We start from the raw sequence: 18,944 nt of genomic DNA on the forward strand, positions 1-18,944 counted from the left end.
TAAAACAATTGACAATGAATATAAAATTCGGAGCTTCTCTTCTCTCATGGATTACTCCACTCTGGAGCCCGCAAGCAGGGAAGTATGCGATTGAAAAAACGGCAGCAGCAGGTTTTGATCTTATCGAAATCCTGCTGCCGGTCTCTATGGATTTTAATGCCGGAGAAGTAAAGAAACAGCTGAATGACCATAATCTTGAAGCCGTATGTTCTTTAAATCTTCCTAAAGAAGCACACATCGCGAGCTACCCGGAAGTCGCTGAAAAGCTGATGAAAAAGGCAGTGGATAAAACGTCTGAACTGGAAACCGACTTTCTGGGTGGTGTTCTCCACGGCGGAATCGGGGTGTTCTCAGGCAGTCCTTTAACCGAAACTGAGACTGAAACGATTGTTGAAGTCTGGGCAGCCGTAGCAGACTATGCAAAAAAAAAGGGTGTTAATATCGGAATTGAGCCTATAAACAGGTATGAAACGTATGTCTGCAATACCGCCGAAAATGTACTGGATATGATTTCAAAGACGGGAAAAGACAATTTGTTTCTGCATCTCGATACATTCCATATGAATATGGAAGAAAATAATTTCTATGATCCCGTGATTTTAGCGGGAAACAAGCTGAAACATATTCATATCACTGAATCCCACAGGGGAATGCTGGGAGAGGGAACCATCAACTGGCAGGAACTGTTTACTGCTTTAAGAGAAATTGATTTTCAAGGAAATCTGGTGCTGGAGAACTTCTCATCTTCAGTTCCGGGAATGCAGGAAATGGTGTCTTTGTGGCAAAAATCGCCGTATGATGCCAGTGAGCTTGCAGAAGGAAGCCTCCGATTCCTTAAAAGACATCTCCGCGGGTAAATTATGGTAACCAAGGTTCGAAGAAAAAGACAGGAAGCTGTTGCAGATGACCAATGATCTCTTCAAGCCCAAGGAAAACAAAATCCGTAGGATAAACTCAGGGAAATCCTTATCAATTCAAATAAAACCTTTCTGTCACGGGAGGTTTTATTTTTAAAACTTCTATATTAATCCTTAAGACCGATTTTGTTTTATTAACTTTGCAGTTGTAATATAATTTTTTATGCACAAAGCAGGATTCGTAAATATAGTTGGAAAGCCCAATGCAGGAAAATCTACCCTTCTGAACCAGTTAATGGGAGAGAAGCTGGCGATTGTAACCCAAAAGGCACAGACAACACGACACAGGATTTTTGGAATTTATAATGAAGACGATTTACAGATTGTCTTTTCGGATACTCCCGGGGTACTTGATCCAAAGTACGGTTTACAGGAAAAAATGATGGATTTCGTAAAGGATTCTTTACAGGATGCAGATGTTTTTTTATTTATTGTTGACGTTACGGACAAAGCAGAGCCTTCAGAGTTTTTAATTGATAAACTGAATAAAATTCCGGTGCCTGTACTGCTTTTACTTAATAAAGTAGATCAGACCACGCAGGAAGGACTGGAAAAACTGGTCGCAGACTGGCATGAAAGAATTCCAAAGGCGGAAATTCTTCCTATTTCAGCGCTGAATGCCTTTAATACGGATATCATTCTGCCGAAATTAAAATCTCTGTTGCCTGAAAGTCCTCCGTATTATGACAAAGATCAGTATACCGATAAGCCTGAGCGGTTTTTCGTAAATGAAGCTATTCGTGAGAAAATTCTTCTTAACTATGATAAAGAAATTCCCTATTCTGTAGAAGTGGTCACAGAGCAGTTTAAAGAAAAGGAAGGAATTATTTTTATCGATTCTATCATCTATGTAGAAAGGGATACCCAGAAAGGAATCATCATCGGTCACAAAGGAGAAGCCATTAAAAAAGTAGGGACGGAAGCAAGACTGGATTTAGAGAAATTCTTTACCAAGAAAGTACACTTAAATCTATTTGTAAAAGTGAAAAAAGACTGGCGTAAAAACGACAGAGATCTGAAAAATTTCGGATACAGGTAGACTAAAAAGTCAATATTCATCGTTGTATAAAAGATTTTCATTAACTTTAATTTAAATTTTCCATTTCATGAATTACACAAATTCAAATTCTGGCGCGATAATAAGAGATATTGTTTTATTAATAGTAAGGGTTTTTGTAGGATTTGCCATGCTGTCTCACGGTTTTCCAAAGCTTCAGATGCTGCTGGAAGGCGGTAAGATCGAATTTTTTGACTTCCTGGGAATGGGCCCGCAGATATCACTGATTCTTACTATTATTGCTGAATTTGTCTGCTCGATTCTTCTGATTTTAGGACTGTTTTCAAGAGTGGCCCTGGGGTTTCTGATTTTTACAATGATTATTGCAGGCTTTGTCGTACATGGAGCCGATCCGTTTGAAAAAAGAGAATTAAGCATGATTTATTTATCGGTTTATCTCCTTTTAATGACTTTCGGAGTAGGAAAATTTTCTGTCGATGAGATGATCGCAAAAAGGAAACGGGCTACAGACTGGTAGCGATGATCTCAGGCAGGCATCGTTTATACTACGGATGAATCAGACAGAATATAAAATACAGCAGGCCGCAAAATTTTGCGGCCTGCTTTTTTATGAGGTAAAGCTGCATACAAGATTTCCCGGTATACATGCCCATTTTGGATTTTCATTGTCATCAATGCCGGTCAGGCATGGTTTATATCCGTTCGGACACTGCGGAGCACTGCCGCCATAGATGGCTTTTAAATTCCTCTTCAGCAATTTTTTTGAATTTTTCATAGAATATTTGTTTTATTTGGAGTTCCTAAGATACTGTTTATTTCATAAAATCACCTTATTGTGTTTTATTTTATGGTATTTTTCAGATCAGAACCTTTTATTTTTTTTCAGGAGCTTTTTCCTGCTCTCCGCACTCGCTATTTTGTGAATTTGTTGCGGGCCGTCGCAGACGGCCCGCAACAAATTCACAAAATGAGCTCAGACAATTGCTGCGATCAGGGCTAGGATAACGGTTATCCCTTTTGCTATTTGGAAAAATAAAAAGCAGTTAGCCTTTATGCATCCGGATAATGACCATCCGTACTGTTTTAGACAGGCCTCATATAAAAGTTATAAGTTTCGAATATTTGATAAAAAATGTGCTTCTCCAACGTATTGCAAAAACAATTTCCCGTTTCTGTAAAAACTTTAAGCAGACTTATCTTTAATTTTCAGTAATTTCGTGAAAATTGAAATTTAATGAAAATAAAACTAACGATATGTCTTCTTGCATTTCTGAACTTCTACAGTGCGCAGGAAAGCATTACCTATCAGAAGCCATCTGCGGAAATTCTTAAACTGGCAGATTATCAGAGGCCTCCAAGTGTTTTAATGAACAGTAAAAAAGACTGGATTGTCTTCACATACCGTCCGACCTATAAAACATTAGAAGATCTCAGCCAGCAGGAAATGAAGCTGGGTGGATTAAGAATCAATCCCGTAACGAATATTTCCAGTTCAGCGACATATTCCAACAATATCAAGGTTCGGAAAATGAATGATAAAACCGAAGTCCAGGTTAAGAATCTGCCGTCTGATCCTAAAATTACCTACACATCATTTTCTCCTGACGAGAAAAAAATGGCCTTTACCCATACCACCGGCAAAGGAGTGGAACTTTGGGTGATAGATCTGGAAACCGCTACCGCAAAGAAAATCACCAGCGATAACCTGAATGCCAATCTAGGAAGCCCTTATGTGTGGTATAAAGACTCGCAGCATCTGCTGATTAAAACCCTTCCTCAAAACAGAGCTAACCTCATCGATGCAGGTAAAGATCTTCCGACAGGTCCCATTGTATCGACGGCAGACGGAAAAGTTTCCCAGAACAGAACCTATCAGGATCTTCTGAAAAATCCGCAGGATGAAAAGAATTTCGAAATTCTTACCGCCTCAGATATTTATAATGTAGATCTAAGCGGAAGCCTTAAAAAGGTGAAAGAGCAGGATCTGTATTCCGGACTGAGCTTTTCGCCGGACGGAAATTATCTGATGGCAACAACCATTAAAAAACCATTCTCCTATATCGTTCCTCTTAACAGATTTCCGATGACCACAACGGTTTATGACGTAAACGGAAATGTGATAAAAGTAGTTAACGAAGTTCCTCTGAACGAAATCATGCCGAAAGGTTTCTCGTCTGTACGAACCGGTAAAAGAGCCATGAGCTGGAGAAGTGACCAGCCCGCAACGTTAGTATATGCGGAAGCGTTAGATGGAGGCGATCAGTCGAAAACAGTAGATTTCAGAGACGAAATTTTTACATGGGAGGCTCCGTTTACCGGTACTCCGAAATCTTTTTTCAAAACGAAACAGAGATATGAAGACGTAAGCTGGACGAACGATCATTATGCGATTGTTTCAGAAGGATGGTATGACACGAGAAATACGAAATCTTTTTTAGTAGACCTCAATAACGGCGAATCAAAAGTCATTGACGACAGAAACTACCAGGACGTTTACAGCGATCCGGGACACTTCAATACGGCAAAAAACCAGTACGGAAGATATGTGGTTGATATAAAAGGAGGCAAATCCTACCTTATAGGCGACGGCTTTACCAAAGACGGTCAGCATCCGTTTATTGATGAGTTGGATATGAAATCGCTGAAGAAAAAAAGACTTTATACTTCTAATGTCAAAAATGCCAAAGAAGAAATTATCGATATCTTAAATCCGTCAAAAGGGGAGATCCTAACGACGCAGCAGTCGGCAAGCCAGTATCCGAACTATTTCAAAAAAAGCATCAAGTCCGGCAAAGCAGAAGCCGTAACCCAGTTTGCCAATCCTTTCGAAAGCATTAAAGGCGTTTATAAAGAAGTAATTACTTACAAAAGAAATGATGGCGTGACATTAACGGGTACTCTTTATCTCCCTGCCAACTATGACAGAAAAGCGAAGAAAGAAAAGCTTCCTCTGCTAATCTGGGCATACCCTACAGAGTATAAAGACAAGAACACCGCCGGTCAGAATACCCAGAATCCTAACGACTTCACTTTCCCGTATTACGGATCTTTCGTATACTGGACGACAAAAGGATATGCTGTTTTGGATGATGCGGCATTCCCGATCATCGGAGAAGGAAAAACCGAACCCAATGATACCTTTATCCCTCAGCTGGTAGCCAATGGAAGAGCGGCGATTGACGCGCTGGATCAGCTGGGCTATATCGACAGGAAAAAAGTTGCTGTGGGAGGTCATTCCTATGGTGCTTTTATGACCGCGAACCTTTTAACACATTCCAAAGATTACGCCTGTGGAATCGCCAGAAGCGGTGCTTATAACCGGACACTTACGCCATTCGGTTTCCAGAGTGAGCAGAGAAATTACTGGGACGTTCCGGAAATTTATAATACCATGTCTCCATTCATGAACGCCGATAAGATGAAGACCCCTTTACTGTTGATTCATGGTGATGCAGATAATAATCCGGGAACTTTCACCCTGCAGACCGAAAGATATTTCCAGGCACTGAAAAACCTCGGGGCTCCGGTAAAGATGGTTCTTCTTCCTAAAGAAGCCCACGGATACCAGGCCAAAGAAAATATTTTCCATCTTCTTTGGGAACAGGATCAGTTCCTGGAAAAGTGTCTTAAAAAATAATACCATACCACCCGTTCGGATTCCGAACGGGTTTTTTTATAAATAATCCAAAATCTCAATCATACTTTGCAGTTTTGTGAAACGGTCATGTTCCGGATGATGACTATGCTGCTCATGGCTCCAGGTGATATGATAAGGAATGTGTACTGCAGAGCCTCCGATTTCCAGGACCGGAAGAATATCAGACTTTATGGAATTTCCGAGCATCAGAAAATGTTCAGGCCGGCAGTCCAGATGTTTCAGCAGTTTTCTGTAGTCAGATTCTTTTTTATTACTCATAATTTCAATATGATGAAAATATTCCTGCAATCCGGAATTTTTTAATTTTCGCTCCTGATCCAGCAAATCACCTTTGGTAGCAACGATTAACCGATATTTACCTTTTAGACTTTCCAATGTTTCACGGACACCCTCCAGTACTTCGATGGGTTTCTGGAGCAGTTCATGACCGATCCCGATGGTTTTATCAATCAATGCTGACGGAGCGGTATTGCCTGAAATCCGGCAAATGGTTTCTACCATACACAGCATAAAGCCTTTTACGCCATAACCATACAGGGGTAAGTTTTGCATTTCCGTTTTAAATAATTCCTGAGATACAGAATGATAGGGAAGGTAGTCTTCGAGAAGAAGACAGAACTGTTTTTCTGCCTCCTGAAAATACGGCTCGTTAATCCAAAGCGTATCATCTGCATCAAAAGCAATCGTCGTTATCGCATTATTCATATTCTGTTTACTTTAGTTTTTGTAATTTCCTGCCGACAAAATTCAGTATAAATAATAACCTGCGAAAGGACATTTGTCCCGGATAAAATTATGTTAAGAACCAATCAGCCATTTTTAGATTACTTAGAAGCACTGTATACTCATCAGGAGCATAAGGACAATATCATTTTAAAATCTTATAGTAAAGGAGATAAGATATTGACACAGGGTGAAATATCAACAAAAATAATGCTCGTGAAAAGCGGAATTACCAAATGCTTTTTTGTTGAGGAAAATGACAAAGAGTATATCGTAGAATTTTTGGGAAAAGGAGAGATCATAGGGGAGATTGAAGTAATTAAGAATGTCTCCTGCCTTTGCAGTATTGAGGCAATTACAGAAGTTACTGTATATTCCATGACGATCCCTTATTTTCAGTCTCTCATTAAAAGTGATATCACCCTCAATAATCTGCTGCTTGATGTATTTGCAGAACGTATCGTTAATACTTCCAGCAGAGCATCTTATCAGCAATTGCATACGACAGAGCATACCTTATCCCAGCTTTTGGAGATGAAGTCCAAAGAAATGGAAATTTCAAAAGAAGATATGGCTGCCTATTTGGGAATTACGGTGAGAAGCCTCAACCGGGCTTTGAAAGAGATAAAAGAAAACAATTCGGAAGAATAATTCCTGGGAAATAAAATAAATCTTCCTGTATCTTTGCAGAAATATACGGTCATAAAATGGAAGAACTGATATTCAGGAATGCCACCCTGGAAGATTTACCGGAAATTGTTGAAATTTATAATTCTACCGTTCCCTCGAGAATGGTTACTGCTGATACCGAAAATATTTCTGTTGAAAGCAGGATGCAGTGGTTTCATGATCATAATGCCGAAACGAGACCTCTTTGGATCATTCAGGATCAGGATCAGCATATGGCCGGTTGGGTAAGCTTTTCATCATTCTATGGAAGACCTGCCTATAACGGAACGGTAGAGCTCAGCATTTATATGCATGAAAACAGCCGCGGAAAAGGCTATGGCAAGAAAGTTCTGCAATACTGTATTGATAACGCGGGGAGATTTGGGGTTAAAACCATCTTAGGATTTATCTTTTTACATAACGAACCCAGCCTGAAGCTTTTCAGACATTTTGGCTTCGAAGACTGGGGCGTCTTTCCTGACGTAGCTGTTCTGGATGGTGTGGAGAGAACACTGGTGATTTTAGGGAAGAGAATCAATGAGTCATCTAAGGCGAATTGCTAAAATAATTTCAAAAATATTATTCCTATCCATTTATTTTATTATTTAATTGGAAATTATTTCCTGCTTTTTTCTACATTTTTTTTAAAAAAAATTCCGATGGATGCAAATTAAATAAAGTATTTAAGGGTCAGGTATTATTTAATTAAAAAAATAAAACTTTTATAATATTATAGTTTTTTTTTGCACTTTTGTACAAAATATGAATCATGCAAAAAGTAAAATTACGAGAGGTAAGGAAACGAAAAGGCTACACCCAGCAGCAAATTGCTGACGTACTTCCGACTGATGTGTCTAATTATAGCAGAAAAGAGGCCGGCACTGTGTCAATAACAAAAACAGAGTGGAATAAAATTGCAGATTTTTTAGATGTTCCTTTTGAAGATATTTATGAAGAAGAGGAAATGAATATAATTGTTGACCATCCGGTATTTAATGACAGCCCGGGATCAGCCGGTGTAATCGGAAACAATGTAAATAATTTTACAAATGATATGAGTATGTCACTTTTAAAGCATTTACAGGATTATATAGACCTTTTGAAAACAGAAAATGAACGCCTGAAGTCAGAAAATGAATCGGCTCCTGAAAATGAAACATCCCATTAGGATGTTTTATTTTTTCCCGGACGTTTGGAATTTAAAATGATGATAAACTGTGGTTACAGAATACACTTAAATACTATTTCGAAACGATGGCAGAGTCCTTCCGACTTTGCTTGTAAACTACACCTTTTTAAGTCAATAACTATAGAATTCTCTATTCTACTTACGATATTAAATTTATTACAGTAAGATGCGACACCTTTTGTCGTCGTATATTTATTGTTTGTGAAAATTTTGGCAGGAAAAAATGAAGACGGTGTTTTGTATGAGTATTTTTACCGTTCATGATAAAAATCAATAAGTTAGCATGCAGAAAAAGCATAAATCTCTTGGCCGGGACAATAATTAAAATTATATTTACCATGTAAACAACACAAAAAAAAATTATAACGATGAAAATTACCTTAAGAGGGATGCCTTTCTGCGGCATCGTCATCCATCCACCATCATCAGTAAAATAAATCATTAATCAATACGAATATGAAAAAACTCTACAGGAGTGCATTTTTTTTATGCACTATTTTAAATTTTTCTGCCCAGGAAGTAATCTGGCAGAAAGATATCAGATCCAACACCCAGGATTTCCTGAGCCAGGTTACCACCACCATTGACGGGCAATACCTAATTTCGGGAAGCAGCATTCAAAGTACGAAGATACCGTCTGGAGGCGGTAAACAGAACAAGGGCTATGAATTTCATCTGGTTAAACTCAACCAAAAAGGCGAAGAAGTCTGGGAAAAATATTTCTCGGGACAGAATCACGATTTTTTATCGGCAACAGTTGCTACGCAGGAAGGTGGTTTTCTTTTGGCGGGAACTTCATTTTCAGGAAAAGGATTGGATAAAAAAGAAGACTCTAAAGGAGGATCCGATATATGGTTGGTCAGAATTAGTCCTTTTGCTGAGGAAATGTGGCAAAAAACGATCGGCACCGCTTCCGATGAAGAGGCGAGAGCGGTGATCCAGACGACTGACCTGGGATTTTTCGTCGCAGGAAACGTCCAAAACTCAGCTAAAGGGTACGGATCGAAAGACGTTCTGATAGTAAGACTCGATAAAAACGGGAAAGAATTGTCCCAGATCGTTTTAGGAGGGAAAGGACTGGATGAAGTGGAGAAAATGATCCCGACAAAAGATGATGGTGCACTGCTAGGGATATACTCAAGAAGTGCAGCGGGAGGCTCCAAGAAGACCGAAAACTTCGGGGAAGGCGACTATTGGATCATAAAACTTTCCAAAGACGGAAAAGTGGAATGGGAAAAGAACTTCGGAGGAAAAGGAGATGACCATTTAAGAACCCTGGCACTGACTTCCAGCGGCTATATCGTTGGAGGAGAATCAAGATCGGAAAGATCAGGAAATAAATCAGTCGGGATCACGGAAGGAACGGATGTATGGCTGATTTCTTTAAATAACAGGGGAGAAGAAGTCTGGCAGAAGTCCTACAGCTTTAAAAACAGGGATGTGCTGATGGGAATGAGTGTCATTGAGAAAAAGAGAAAGGAGAAAAGAATAGAGATGTAACGACAGGTATTTTATTGGGAGGTTATACGCAGGCAGAGGGCAGGATAGAGGCTGATGATGAAAAATTCTGGATGCTGTATCTGGATGAGAACGGAAATGAGCAGTGGAGAAAGCATGTGAAAGGTCAGTCTTCTAAAAAAGAGGAACGGTTATCTGATATTAAGCTCAACCGGGACGGCTCCATTATCCTGGCAGGCACCAGTGCCGACGAACTGGGAAAAGAGAACTGGAAAATTGTAAAGCTGGGTGATCAGCAGATTGATCAGCTGATCGAAAAGCAGAATATTAAAATCTACCCGAATCCGGTGTCGGACTATGCATACGTAGAGATTGGGATGGATTTCACGGATGCGGAGATTATAGTGTATGATATGGGCGGAAGACAGCTGCAGAGTCTGAAAACCAAGAATAAGGTAACCAAGATCAATACGCAGAATCTGATTCAGGGCGCTTACCTGGTGGTCATAAAAACGGATACGGATAAAACGGCGAATGCTAAATTGATTAAAAAATAACACAAATGAGAAAAATTGCAAAAATTTTTGGTTTGACATTTCTTGTTATTCTGAATAATATGAAAGCTCAGGAAGGAATTAATTTTGGAGATTTCCAAAAGCCTGTTCCATCAATTTCATCCCTGTCAACATATATGAAAAACCCTACATCAGTTGCATCTGGGGTACCAGAAATTTCTATTCCGTTAGCTCATCTTCCAACAGCAGACAGTCGTATAAATATGTCAGTTGGCTTGGGTTATCATCCGGCAAATGTAAATTCTTATGAACCGGCAGGCGAAACAGGATTAGGGTGGTCTTTATTTGCAGGAGGAGTTATTTCGAGGGAAATTGTGGGTGACTTAGATGAAATATATGATAATCCTTCTTCATCAGATTACAAAAAAAATGCATTTGATGATATCTACTATTACAATGTGGGTGGCGGGACAGGAAAGTTTCGCTTCAAAAGAAATATTGATAATAATACGTTTCAGGTTGAAAACTTGTCATCAAATAATTTTAAAATTGAATTTACCCGGGAGAATAACAATGCTACTTTAATTATAAAGTCTTTTACTCTTACTGATGAATTAGGTTATAAATATTATTTTAATGACAATAGTATAGCTACAAATTCATATTCACATTCACAATACAAGTCAGCTTTTTTTCTATCGAAGCTCACAAAACCTGATAATACAGAATTGAGTAATCTTACTTATAGGAAAGATCAAAAAGAGACGCCAGCTACAGGATTTACTATTAAAACAGTTACGTGTAAATTAAAGACTATTGAAACCAGTCTTGGAATCATATCGATAGACTATAACTATGTAGAACAAACGGATCAATATAGTATGAACGATCCCTATAGCATTTCTGCAATTTATCTGAAAAATAAAAATGGCGAGGTTAAAGAAAAAAATACTTTTGAGTATAATTACATGCCATTTGCTAATGAGGAATATTACTTTGTGGATATGTTTAAAAGAATATTAACGGCAATAAAAAAAACATACAATAATACCACCAATCCTGAAGAAACCACCTTTGTATATTCCGGAAATTCTACAACGGATTACAGGCCAAACCCAGAGGTGCCATTCGGAGAGTATTTATGTTCAGATAAACCGGATAATAGAAACCCGGCATTTAATACGTATGGAATTTTAGGAAAAATTATTTTTCCAACGAAAGGAAGCATCGAATATGATTATGAAGCACATGAGCTTTATAGTGACAAAAATAGTCAATATCAGCTAAGTATATTGGAGCAGGTAGATGTTTTTGATCCGATGAGACAGTATATAAAAAGCAAATCAACAACATCTTTTGATACTAATATACAAAAAGACTTTCCTTTTACGGCAAATGGGTCAAAATTATACATACAATTTGAGGTAGAGCATTTGTATACCAATGGGGAAATGCCCGGAGGGCAGGATCCAATCACGGGAAACGAAAATGAAAATTTTTTACACTACACCATAACTTCGGATGCAAACGGCAAGACTCTTGACTTTGTTACCCATTGCGGAACTAATCCAAACGTAAAAACAGCTTCACTAGATGCAGGTAGCTATACTTTACATATAAAAGGAACAGGAGGAAGAGGAGCCTTTAGTTTTTTCGAAGTCAAAACAATCCCTCCACCGTATAAAAATGCAGAAATCATTGGAGTAAAAGGGGTGAGAATCAAGAAAATTACAGTGAAAGATAATGCAATTTATGATACAAATCCTAAAGTAACAGAATATACTTATAATGAATTTGATAATCCTTTAAATGCAGCCGGTTTTCGGTTTTACAGTGAAAATAATGGTGACGTAAAAACCTATCATCCTGCCGTGATACTCTATAAAAATGTTAAAGTTAAAGAGTCAAATAGCGGATATACAAAGTATTATTTCAAGCTCCCATATGATTGGATTAGCGACCAGGAGTTAAAGTTCACGCCTTTTTACAGCCTTATAAAAAATGGAGTGCTTGAGAAAAAGGAGGTGTACAATGTTTATAATCAGATTGTAGCCTCCAAAACTTTTGATTATACATTTGAAAATGTTCCCGACTCTCCCGAATATAAGATTGATTTAATATATAAAACAAAACCGGCGTGGACCCAAAGAGAAAAGATTGTTGAAAGGCTATATGAAGCGGGAACACAAAATTTTGTTGAAAGTAGTACAGAGAGCCTCTTTAATCCTCATAATTTTAGATTGTCTTCATTAAAAATCATAAATGCTGACCATACGATAAAGGAGCAAGCAATCAAATATGCTTTTGAAAAGAATAATGCAGTGCTTCTCAATGCAAATATGCTTAATATTCCATTGGAGACGGAAAGCAAGTATAATGGTAAAACCGTCCGAAAATCAGAGACCATTTTCAGTACGAATCCGCCAAGACCATTATCACAAACAGTAATAAACCCATTAGATAACTCTACAAAGACCTCTGTTCGCTATGATGTTTATGATACCAACGGGAATCTTATACAATATACAGAGAATCCTGATGGAACAGCAGGCAATCCTGTAACGATTATTTATGGATACAATCAATCTCTCCCTATTGCTAAAATCCAGGGCGCCACTATTAACGATATTAGTTCTATGGTGTCAGATATTGTTACGAAATCAGATCTCGATAAGGATGAAGCTTCTGAAAAGACTTTTATTAATGCTTTAGATGCCTTCAGGACAAACTCGTCTTTAAAAAAATATCAGATTACTACTTATACATATGATACATTGGTAGGTATTACCTCTGTAACACCACCAAGCGGTATTAGAGAAATTTATAAATATGATGATAATAACAAATTAAAATCGGTGGTGGATGTGAATGGAAATATTATAAAAGATTATCGTTATAATGTAAAAAAGAACTTTTAAAATAAGCGCACTATGAAAAAAATATTATTAATATTCTCTTCGCTGGCAGTTTCTTTGTTCGATTCCCAGACGCTATCTACATCAGAGAATTTTATATATTCCAGAACTTACCTGGAGCCTGTTACTGTTAGTTTTTCAAATGCAAAACAATTACAAAATGTACAATATCTGGACGGGTTACAGAGAGTAACTCAAAATATAAGCATCAAATCTTCACCGAACGGGAAAGACCTTGTTATTCCGGTAATGTATGACGATTTGGGAAGACAAACCAAAAGTTTTCTTCCTTTGCCGGTAGATTCCCAAAATGGAGCCCATTTTTTGGGTATCGGCGAAAGTTCCGTGAATGGTTATTATGGTGTTTCCAATGCTTACTCTGAAATCCTTTATGAAAAATCACCATTAGGAAGGGCAGAAAAGAAAGCTTCTCCAGGTACGGATTGGCAGATAGGCGGAAATCATGTGCAAAGCCTAAAATATTATTTTAACGGATCTAATGAAGTAAAAAAATATAAGGTAACCACCTCCTGGAACTCATCTTCAAAGGTTAATGACGTTACTTTGAACCTTGCACCTGATGATGCTTATAGTTCAGGGGGTTATTATGGTATAAATTCTTTAAATAAGCTAATAACAAAGGATGAAGATACTAATGAAACTCATACGTTTACCAATTCTTCAGGCCAAAGTATACTGATACGTCAGATTAATAAAACACCAAATGGGAGTACCGAAAAATTGGACACATATTATCTTTATGATGAGTTTGGTAATTTGTCTTTTATACTTCCTCCAAAAGCTTCCATTTCGGAGATAACAGCATCGGTTTTAGATCAGCTTTGCTACCAGTATAAATATGATAAATATAATAGATTGGCAGAAAGGAAGATAGCGGGAAAAGGTTGGGAATATTTCGTTTATGACAATCAAAACAGACTTGTAGCCACGCAGGATGCCAATTTAAAAGCAAAGGGACAATGGCTTTATACCAAATATGACAGTTTTGGAAGAATAGCCATTACAGGCCTTAGTACGGGAGCGTCAAGAGCTGAAGAACAAAGTATAGTTGACGCAATGGGACTTAATAACCTTAACAGGGTTAACTACGTGTCTTTTAACAGGCAGGGAATGGATGTCTATTATGACAATCCGGATACTACTTATCCTTATTCCTCAAAGTGGATTGCTTTACTGTCTTTGAACTATTATGACACTTATCCTGCAGGTTCTCCCATCCAGCCCGGACAAATTCAGAATCAGTCCACTTTAGCATCTGTTCCTGCTACGGTTGTTTCTCATGGTCTTTCTTCTGTAAGAAGTACACAGACATTTCCTACCGCTTCATATACAAAAAATATTGAAGATGATTACTGGTCATCGGATTTTATTTGGTATGACACTTTGGGCAGGACGATAGGGACCCATTCGGTGAATCATCTGGGAGGATACACTAAAACAGAAACTGAGCTGGATTTTACAGGATTTCCAAAGAAAACCTTCACTTATCATGCACGAAGGCCTGATGAGCCGGGAGTTACCATCAGGGAGCGGTTTGTATATGATAACCAGATGAGGCTGAAGCAGTATTATCATAAAGTAGATGATAAGCCGGAGGTGCTCTTATCAGAAAATACTTATAATGACTTATCTCAATTGATCAACAAAAAAGTAGGAAATAACCTCCAAAGCATCGATTATTCATATAACATTAGGGGTTGGCTTACAGATATCAATAAAAATCAGATGCAAATGTCTGATTTGGGTGGAAAACTATTTGCTTACAGCATAAAATACAATCAGAAAGATGGCATCGATAATCCTGACCCTATAAAATTTGCAGGAAAAAATGTAAAGCCAAAATATAACGGTACTATAGCAGAGATAGACTGGAAAACGGTGGAAGTATTGGGCGTAAACCCATCTCTTACACCAAAGCGGTATGGATATTCTTATGACCATGCAAACAGGCTGATTGCAGGGTATTATCAAAATCCTGATAATCCTTACAGCAGAGAAAATACAGAATCTTTATCTTATGACCTGAACGGTAATATCCAAAGCCTCTACAGGACTTCTGTGGCAGAGTACGGAAGCAATACAGCAACGGTAATAGATAACCTGAGCTACACCTACACCGGAAACCAGGCAACAAAAATTACCGATGCTACACAAAACCCGACAGGATATCGAAGTGTGGGCAGTAATATCGGGTACGATGCAAACGGGAATATAGTCATCATACCGGACAAAGGCATCAGTGTGATACAATACAACTACCTGAACCTTCCTTATCAGCTCAAAATGCAGCCGGGTATGGAAGATATTACCATAGATACAAAATATAATTCATCCGGAACAAAGCTACGCAAAGAAAATACCACAATCATTTCCGGTTTTAGTGGGCAGATGATCACTAAGAGTGTGACAGATTATCTGGACGGCTTTCAGTACCAGTCTAAAACCACCACAAATTCCGGTGTGGGTTGGGATCGCACAGAGCTTCTTCTCGGTTTCTTCATTATCTGCAAGGGCAATGCAGCCAGAGACGTTCAGCCTTATCAGTGTGCCTGATCCTACCAGTGACTCGCCTTTTGGAGGAAACGTTAGTGTTATGACATCTGTAAAAAACCCCGACCTTCAATATTTTCCGACAGCTGAAGGGTTTTATGACTACCAAAAAGATCAGTATATTTACCAGTATGTTGACCATTTAGGAAACATACGGGTTTCTTATGCAAGAAACAGCGCAGGTGCTCTTGAGATTACGGATGCTAATGATTATTACCCCTTCGGAATGAATCATTTAAAAACAGGAAATGCATTCTTCGGAAATGTAAGCTATAAGAACAATAAGTATAATGGTAAGGAACTTCAGGAGACGGGCATGTACAGCTACGGCTGGAGAGATTATATGCCCGATATTGGAAAGTGGAACGGCATAGACCCATTAGCGGAAAACTATCACTTTACTGCTCCCTATTCCTACGTAGCCAACAATCCGGTGAATATGTTTGATCCTGATGGCAGGCAGAATAATCCTGTAATACAGGCTCCCATAGATTTCTGGGGGATGCCGGCTCCGGTGCAGTCTATGTGGGCAAGCACGCCTAATGGTACCAACTCTTATTGGTATAATGACGGTAATGGCTTTACCAGCTATGATGGAGGCGGTAGAGGCGGTTGGGGTAGCCTTGCCTACAACTCTACAGTAAGTTATGATGGCCATTTTACCATGGGAGACTGGACGTATGCCTTACCTCCGGTAATCATTAATGGAAGCGGAAATGCCGGTAACTGGAATAAAGGCGATAATTACTTCCCTAATATCTTTGCCATGGGAATGGCATTCGATCAATCCCTGGCAAGCTGGAGCTATCGGAATGGTGGTGGCAATATGGATCGGATGGCGTGGATGAGGAATGACGGTCCGGTAAAAATGATTGGCGGCTTCGGTGATCCTGCAGGTGTTCTTGATGTGGCAGGCCAGGTCATAAGCAACTGGGAGCCTGAAAACAGGTACCTTGCTATGGGAGTAGGGCTTTTTGCGGCAGTTGCTTTAAAGAAACCGGGATTGGTAAAAGCAGAAGGTTGGTTAGCCTATCATGAAGGCTCTGCCTTGGGGCATACATTAGCTAGACATGTTGGTAAAACTGATGCTGATTTAATTAGTCGTCTAGCTACTCAAAGAAGAATTACAGGCGCAAGTTCTTTTACTAACGAAGCAATAGCAGAGTCTGTTATTTCTTCAACCATAAAAAGTAATAGAGGAGCTATTAAATCTTGGTTGCGATCAGGAATGACTAATAGCTTAAGGTTAGAATACTCTGGTTCAACAAATATTGGTAGAGGAATTATGAGAACAACGAATGTTGTGAACGATTTGACGAATGCTAGAGTTATATTAAAGTCAAATGGAAATGGAGGCTATTTTATATTAACATCATTCCCAAGATAATAAAGCAAAAATAATATATATATGAATTTTGAAAATGAATTTCCTCAATTAACTCAATTTTTTGGAGCCTATTTTCCTGATGCTGATTTTGAAAATTTAACAGATGAAGAAGTAGTTTCAAATTATATTGCGGACTGTAATAAATCAGAAGCTTCTGAAAGAGTATTGAGAATAGTAAAAGAAAAAGAGTTACCTGCTCTGATAAATAGTATAGAAGCTTATTGGGAATATATAAGAGATGAAGCAAACATATATTTTGAAAATTCTCAAGAAGCATTTAAATGGCTAAATATGATTAAAAGAGAATTAGAAAAATAAACTCCAGATTAATCATAAACGGTACATTTGTATTGATTAAACAAAAACCATCAGGATTGGAGTTGCTATCTTTTATCTTCATTAAGAAGTCAAATAATTCTGGTGCTGAATCAATTCCTTAGCTAACTTTGAAGTTTGTAAAACAGCGGAAATGCTATAAGAGAATTTATATGGATTACCCGGTAATGATCAATGGAAGAGTAAATGCTGGTAACCGGGAGCCTGAAAATAGGTGTCTTGCTAAGGAAGTCGGACTTTTTGCAGTAGTTGCTTTAAAGAAGCTGACGGAGCTTCTTATGAGATGAAGTTAGAGAATGATTTATTAAAAAGAGGGTATTATACGCATTTCAAATCAGCTAATACATCATTGGCAAATGCCATAGCATCAGATGCCAAATTTGCAGCAGGTATTTCAGATCTAGGAATTAAAATTCCAACATCTGCAACAGGAAATATTTTAGGAAAATCTCCAACAAACTGGGTTTGGCATCATGATATTGGAGAGGGAGTTATGCAATTAGTTCCAAAAAGTCAGCATCCAAGTATACCCGGAGGTTCTTTTTGGAAAATTATGCATCCTAATAATGGTAAAGGAGGTATGTCGATTTGGGGCAAGTAATTAATATTTAAATAATTTAAAAAATGAAATTAGAAGATTTGGTGAAATATCTTAGAGACTCTGTAAAACTTGAGGAATTATATGATTTGCTTAAATTAAATAAAGAGTCAGAAGCATTGTTGATTTATATGGAAGACCAAATAAATTTGGAATCAGATACATATATTTTTGAAATTGAACAAACGGATGATTATTTAGCTTATGAAAATAATGGGTTGAAATTTGTCCAACTATTTCCTTTGGAAATGGCTCAGGAAATGGTAGAAGAATATATTAATATGTATAACAATATTACGAGTTACGAAATAGCTCAAAGACTTATAGAATATAGAATAAATGATGCCTGATGATATGAATTCAATTAACTTACGTAAAAGGGTTGAAGCTAAAAATGAAATTCCCAGTCAATTATTATATGAAAAACTTTTGCAAAAAATTGATTTCAATATAGACAAAGAATATTTGGATTTTATTGCTAAATATAATGGTGCTGAGGGGATTGTTGGTTTGGAACAATACCTAACATTATGGGATATTCAAAATATTTTATCATGCAATCCCTATTATGAGGATGTGAAGGAATGTTTTAACCTGTTTTTTTTTGGCACAGATGGATCAAATTATGGCTATGCCTTTGATAAGGTTACAGGAAATATTGTTGGTATAGACTTCTTAGATATAGGTGATGTTTCTCCTGAAGTAAGGGGAAATTCATTTAAAGATTTTTTAATATCACTTAATCAACAATGATAAAATGATTTATTTAAATTTTATTGATAATTTAATTAATCCAGAAAAATTTGAGGGTTTATATAGAAAAATCCACGTAAATGAGGAATGTGAAGCACTTATCGTTTGCTTAAAAGATTCATTAGATATAAATTAGGAAATTGCAATTTTTGGAATCGAAGAAACGGATGGTGACCTTGTTTTTGAAAAAGATGGTAGTAAATATATTGAGTTATTTCCGGTCGATCATGCTGTTGA

18 protein-coding genes are annotated in these 18,944 nt (G+C 37.7%); 16 read left to right on the forward strand and 2 right to left on the reverse strand.

Annotation, left to right across the window (positions count from 1 at the left end; all coding sequences use genetic code 11):
* Window positions 1-14 precede the first annotated feature (14 nt).
* The 3 genes from ODZ84_RS01080 (at window position 15) to ODZ84_RS01090 (ending at window position 2,452) form a co-directional block, all read left to right on the forward strand.
* Window positions 15-857 (forward strand): sugar phosphate isomerase/epimerase family protein, encoded by an 843-nt coding sequence (locus ODZ84_RS01080; protein ID WP_266175175.1) that lies wholly within the window; start codon window positions 15-17, stop codon window positions 855-857.
* A 223-nt stretch (window positions 858-1,080) separates the two neighbouring features.
* Window positions 1,081-1,956, forward strand: coding sequence for a GTPase Era (gene era, locus ODZ84_RS01085; RefSeq protein ID WP_266175176.1), 876 nt, complete (start codon window positions 1,081-1,083; stop codon window positions 1,954-1,956).
* Window positions 1,957-2,023: 67 nt separating this feature from the next.
* A complete protein-coding gene (locus ODZ84_RS01090; RefSeq protein ID WP_266175177.1) occupies window positions 2,024-2,452 on the forward strand; it encodes a DoxX family protein in 429 nt (142 codons plus the stop codon).
* A 90-nt stretch (window positions 2,453-2,542) separates the two neighbouring features.
* On the opposite strand, the gene ODZ84_RS01095 is transcribed toward ODZ84_RS01090, so the two are convergent.
* Window positions 2,543-2,710 (reverse strand): hypothetical protein, encoded by a 168-nt coding sequence (locus ODZ84_RS01095; RefSeq protein ID WP_266175178.1) that lies wholly within the window; start codon window positions 2,708-2,710, stop codon window positions 2,543-2,545.
* A 459-nt stretch (window positions 2,711-3,169) separates the two neighbouring features.
* Here ODZ84_RS01095 and ODZ84_RS01100 point away from each other — a divergent pair, with 459 nt between their 5' ends.
* Window positions 3,170-5,572 (forward strand): alpha/beta hydrolase family protein, encoded by a 2,403-nt coding sequence (locus ODZ84_RS01100; protein ID WP_266175179.1) that lies wholly within the window; start codon window positions 3,170-3,172, stop codon window positions 5,570-5,572.
* 36 nt (window positions 5,573-5,608) lie between these two features.
* On the opposite strand, the gene ODZ84_RS01105 is transcribed toward ODZ84_RS01100, so the two are convergent.
* Entirely contained in the window at window positions 5,609-6,298 is a 690-nt protein-coding gene (locus ODZ84_RS01105) for an HAD family hydrolase (RefSeq protein WP_266175180.1), read from the reverse strand.
* Window positions 6,299-6,388: 90 nt separating this feature from the next.
* Between ODZ84_RS01105 and ODZ84_RS01110 the strand changes: the two genes are divergently transcribed.
* The 12 genes from ODZ84_RS01110 (at window position 6,389) to ODZ84_RS01165 (ending at window position 18,707) form a co-directional block, all read left to right on the forward strand.
* A complete protein-coding gene (locus ODZ84_RS01110) occupies window positions 6,389-6,967 on the forward strand; it encodes a Crp/Fnr family transcriptional regulator (RefSeq protein WP_266175181.1) in 579 nt (192 codons plus the stop codon).
* Window positions 6,968-7,023: 56 nt separating this feature from the next.
* The gene (locus tag ODZ84_RS01115; RefSeq protein ID WP_266175182.1) at window positions 7,024-7,548 is read left to right on the forward strand and encodes a GNAT family N-acetyltransferase; all 525 of its coding nucleotides are present in this window, start codon (window positions 7,024-7,026) and stop codon (window positions 7,546-7,548) included.
* A 206-nt stretch (window positions 7,549-7,754) separates the two neighbouring features.
* A complete protein-coding gene (locus tag ODZ84_RS01120) occupies window positions 7,755-8,153 on the forward strand; it encodes a helix-turn-helix transcriptional regulator (protein ID WP_266175183.1) in 399 nt (132 codons plus the stop codon).
* A gap of 477 nt (window positions 8,154-8,630) precedes the next feature.
* Window positions 8,631-9,674: a hypothetical protein gene (locus tag ODZ84_RS01125; RefSeq protein WP_266175184.1), complete on the forward strand. Its 1,044-nt coding sequence runs from the start codon at window positions 8,631-8,633 to the stop codon at window positions 9,672-9,674.
* A gap of 14 nt (window positions 9,675-9,688) precedes the next feature.
* Window positions 9,689-10,189: a T9SS type A sorting domain-containing protein gene (locus ODZ84_RS01130; protein WP_266175185.1), complete on the forward strand. Its 501-nt coding sequence runs from the start codon at window positions 9,689-9,691 to the stop codon at window positions 10,187-10,189.
* A gap of 5 nt (window positions 10,190-10,194) precedes the next feature.
* Window positions 10,195-13,065, forward strand: a complete 2,871-nt coding sequence (locus ODZ84_RS01135; protein WP_266175186.1) for a hypothetical protein — start codon at window positions 10,195-10,197, stop codon at window positions 13,063-13,065.
* A gap of 12 nt (window positions 13,066-13,077) precedes the next feature.
* Complete coding sequence (locus ODZ84_RS01140; RefSeq protein WP_266175187.1) at window positions 13,078-15,636, forward strand: DUF6443 domain-containing protein; 2,559 nt, start codon at window positions 13,078-13,080, stop codon at window positions 15,634-15,636.
* Window positions 15,599-17,020 carry an RHS repeat-associated core domain-containing protein gene (locus tag ODZ84_RS01145; protein WP_266175188.1) on the forward strand — a complete coding sequence of 474 codons (1,422 nt, stop codon included), beginning with the start codon at window positions 15,599-15,601 and terminating at the stop codon, window positions 17,018-17,020. Before ODZ84_RS01140 ends, ODZ84_RS01145 begins: the two co-directional genes overlap by 38 nt.
* A 21-nt stretch (window positions 17,021-17,041) precedes the next feature.
* Window positions 17,042-17,338 carry a hypothetical protein gene (locus ODZ84_RS01150; RefSeq protein ID WP_266175189.1) on the forward strand — a complete coding sequence of 99 codons (297 nt, stop codon included), beginning with the start codon at window positions 17,042-17,044 and terminating at the stop codon, window positions 17,336-17,338.
* A gap of 301 nt (window positions 17,339-17,639) precedes the next feature.
* Window positions 17,640-17,957, forward strand: a complete 318-nt coding sequence (locus ODZ84_RS01155) for an HNH endonuclease (protein WP_266175190.1) — start codon at window positions 17,640-17,642, stop codon at window positions 17,955-17,957.
* Between the two features lie 23 nt (window positions 17,958-17,980).
* Complete coding sequence (locus ODZ84_RS01160) at window positions 17,981-18,304, forward strand: hypothetical protein (RefSeq protein ID WP_266175191.1); 324 nt, start codon at window positions 17,981-17,983, stop codon at window positions 18,302-18,304.
* Window positions 18,294-18,707 (forward strand): SMI1/KNR4 family protein, encoded by a 414-nt coding sequence (locus tag ODZ84_RS01165; protein ID WP_266175192.1) that lies wholly within the window; start codon window positions 18,294-18,296, stop codon window positions 18,705-18,707. Before ODZ84_RS01160 ends, ODZ84_RS01165 begins: the two co-directional genes overlap by 11 nt.
* Window positions 18,708-18,944: the final 237 nt, after the last annotated feature.

The sequence above is a fragment of the Chryseobacterium fluminis genome (assembly GCF_026314945.1).
GTDB classification, from domain to species: domain Bacteria; phylum Bacteroidota; class Bacteroidia; order Flavobacteriales; family Weeksellaceae; genus Chryseobacterium; species Chryseobacterium fluminis.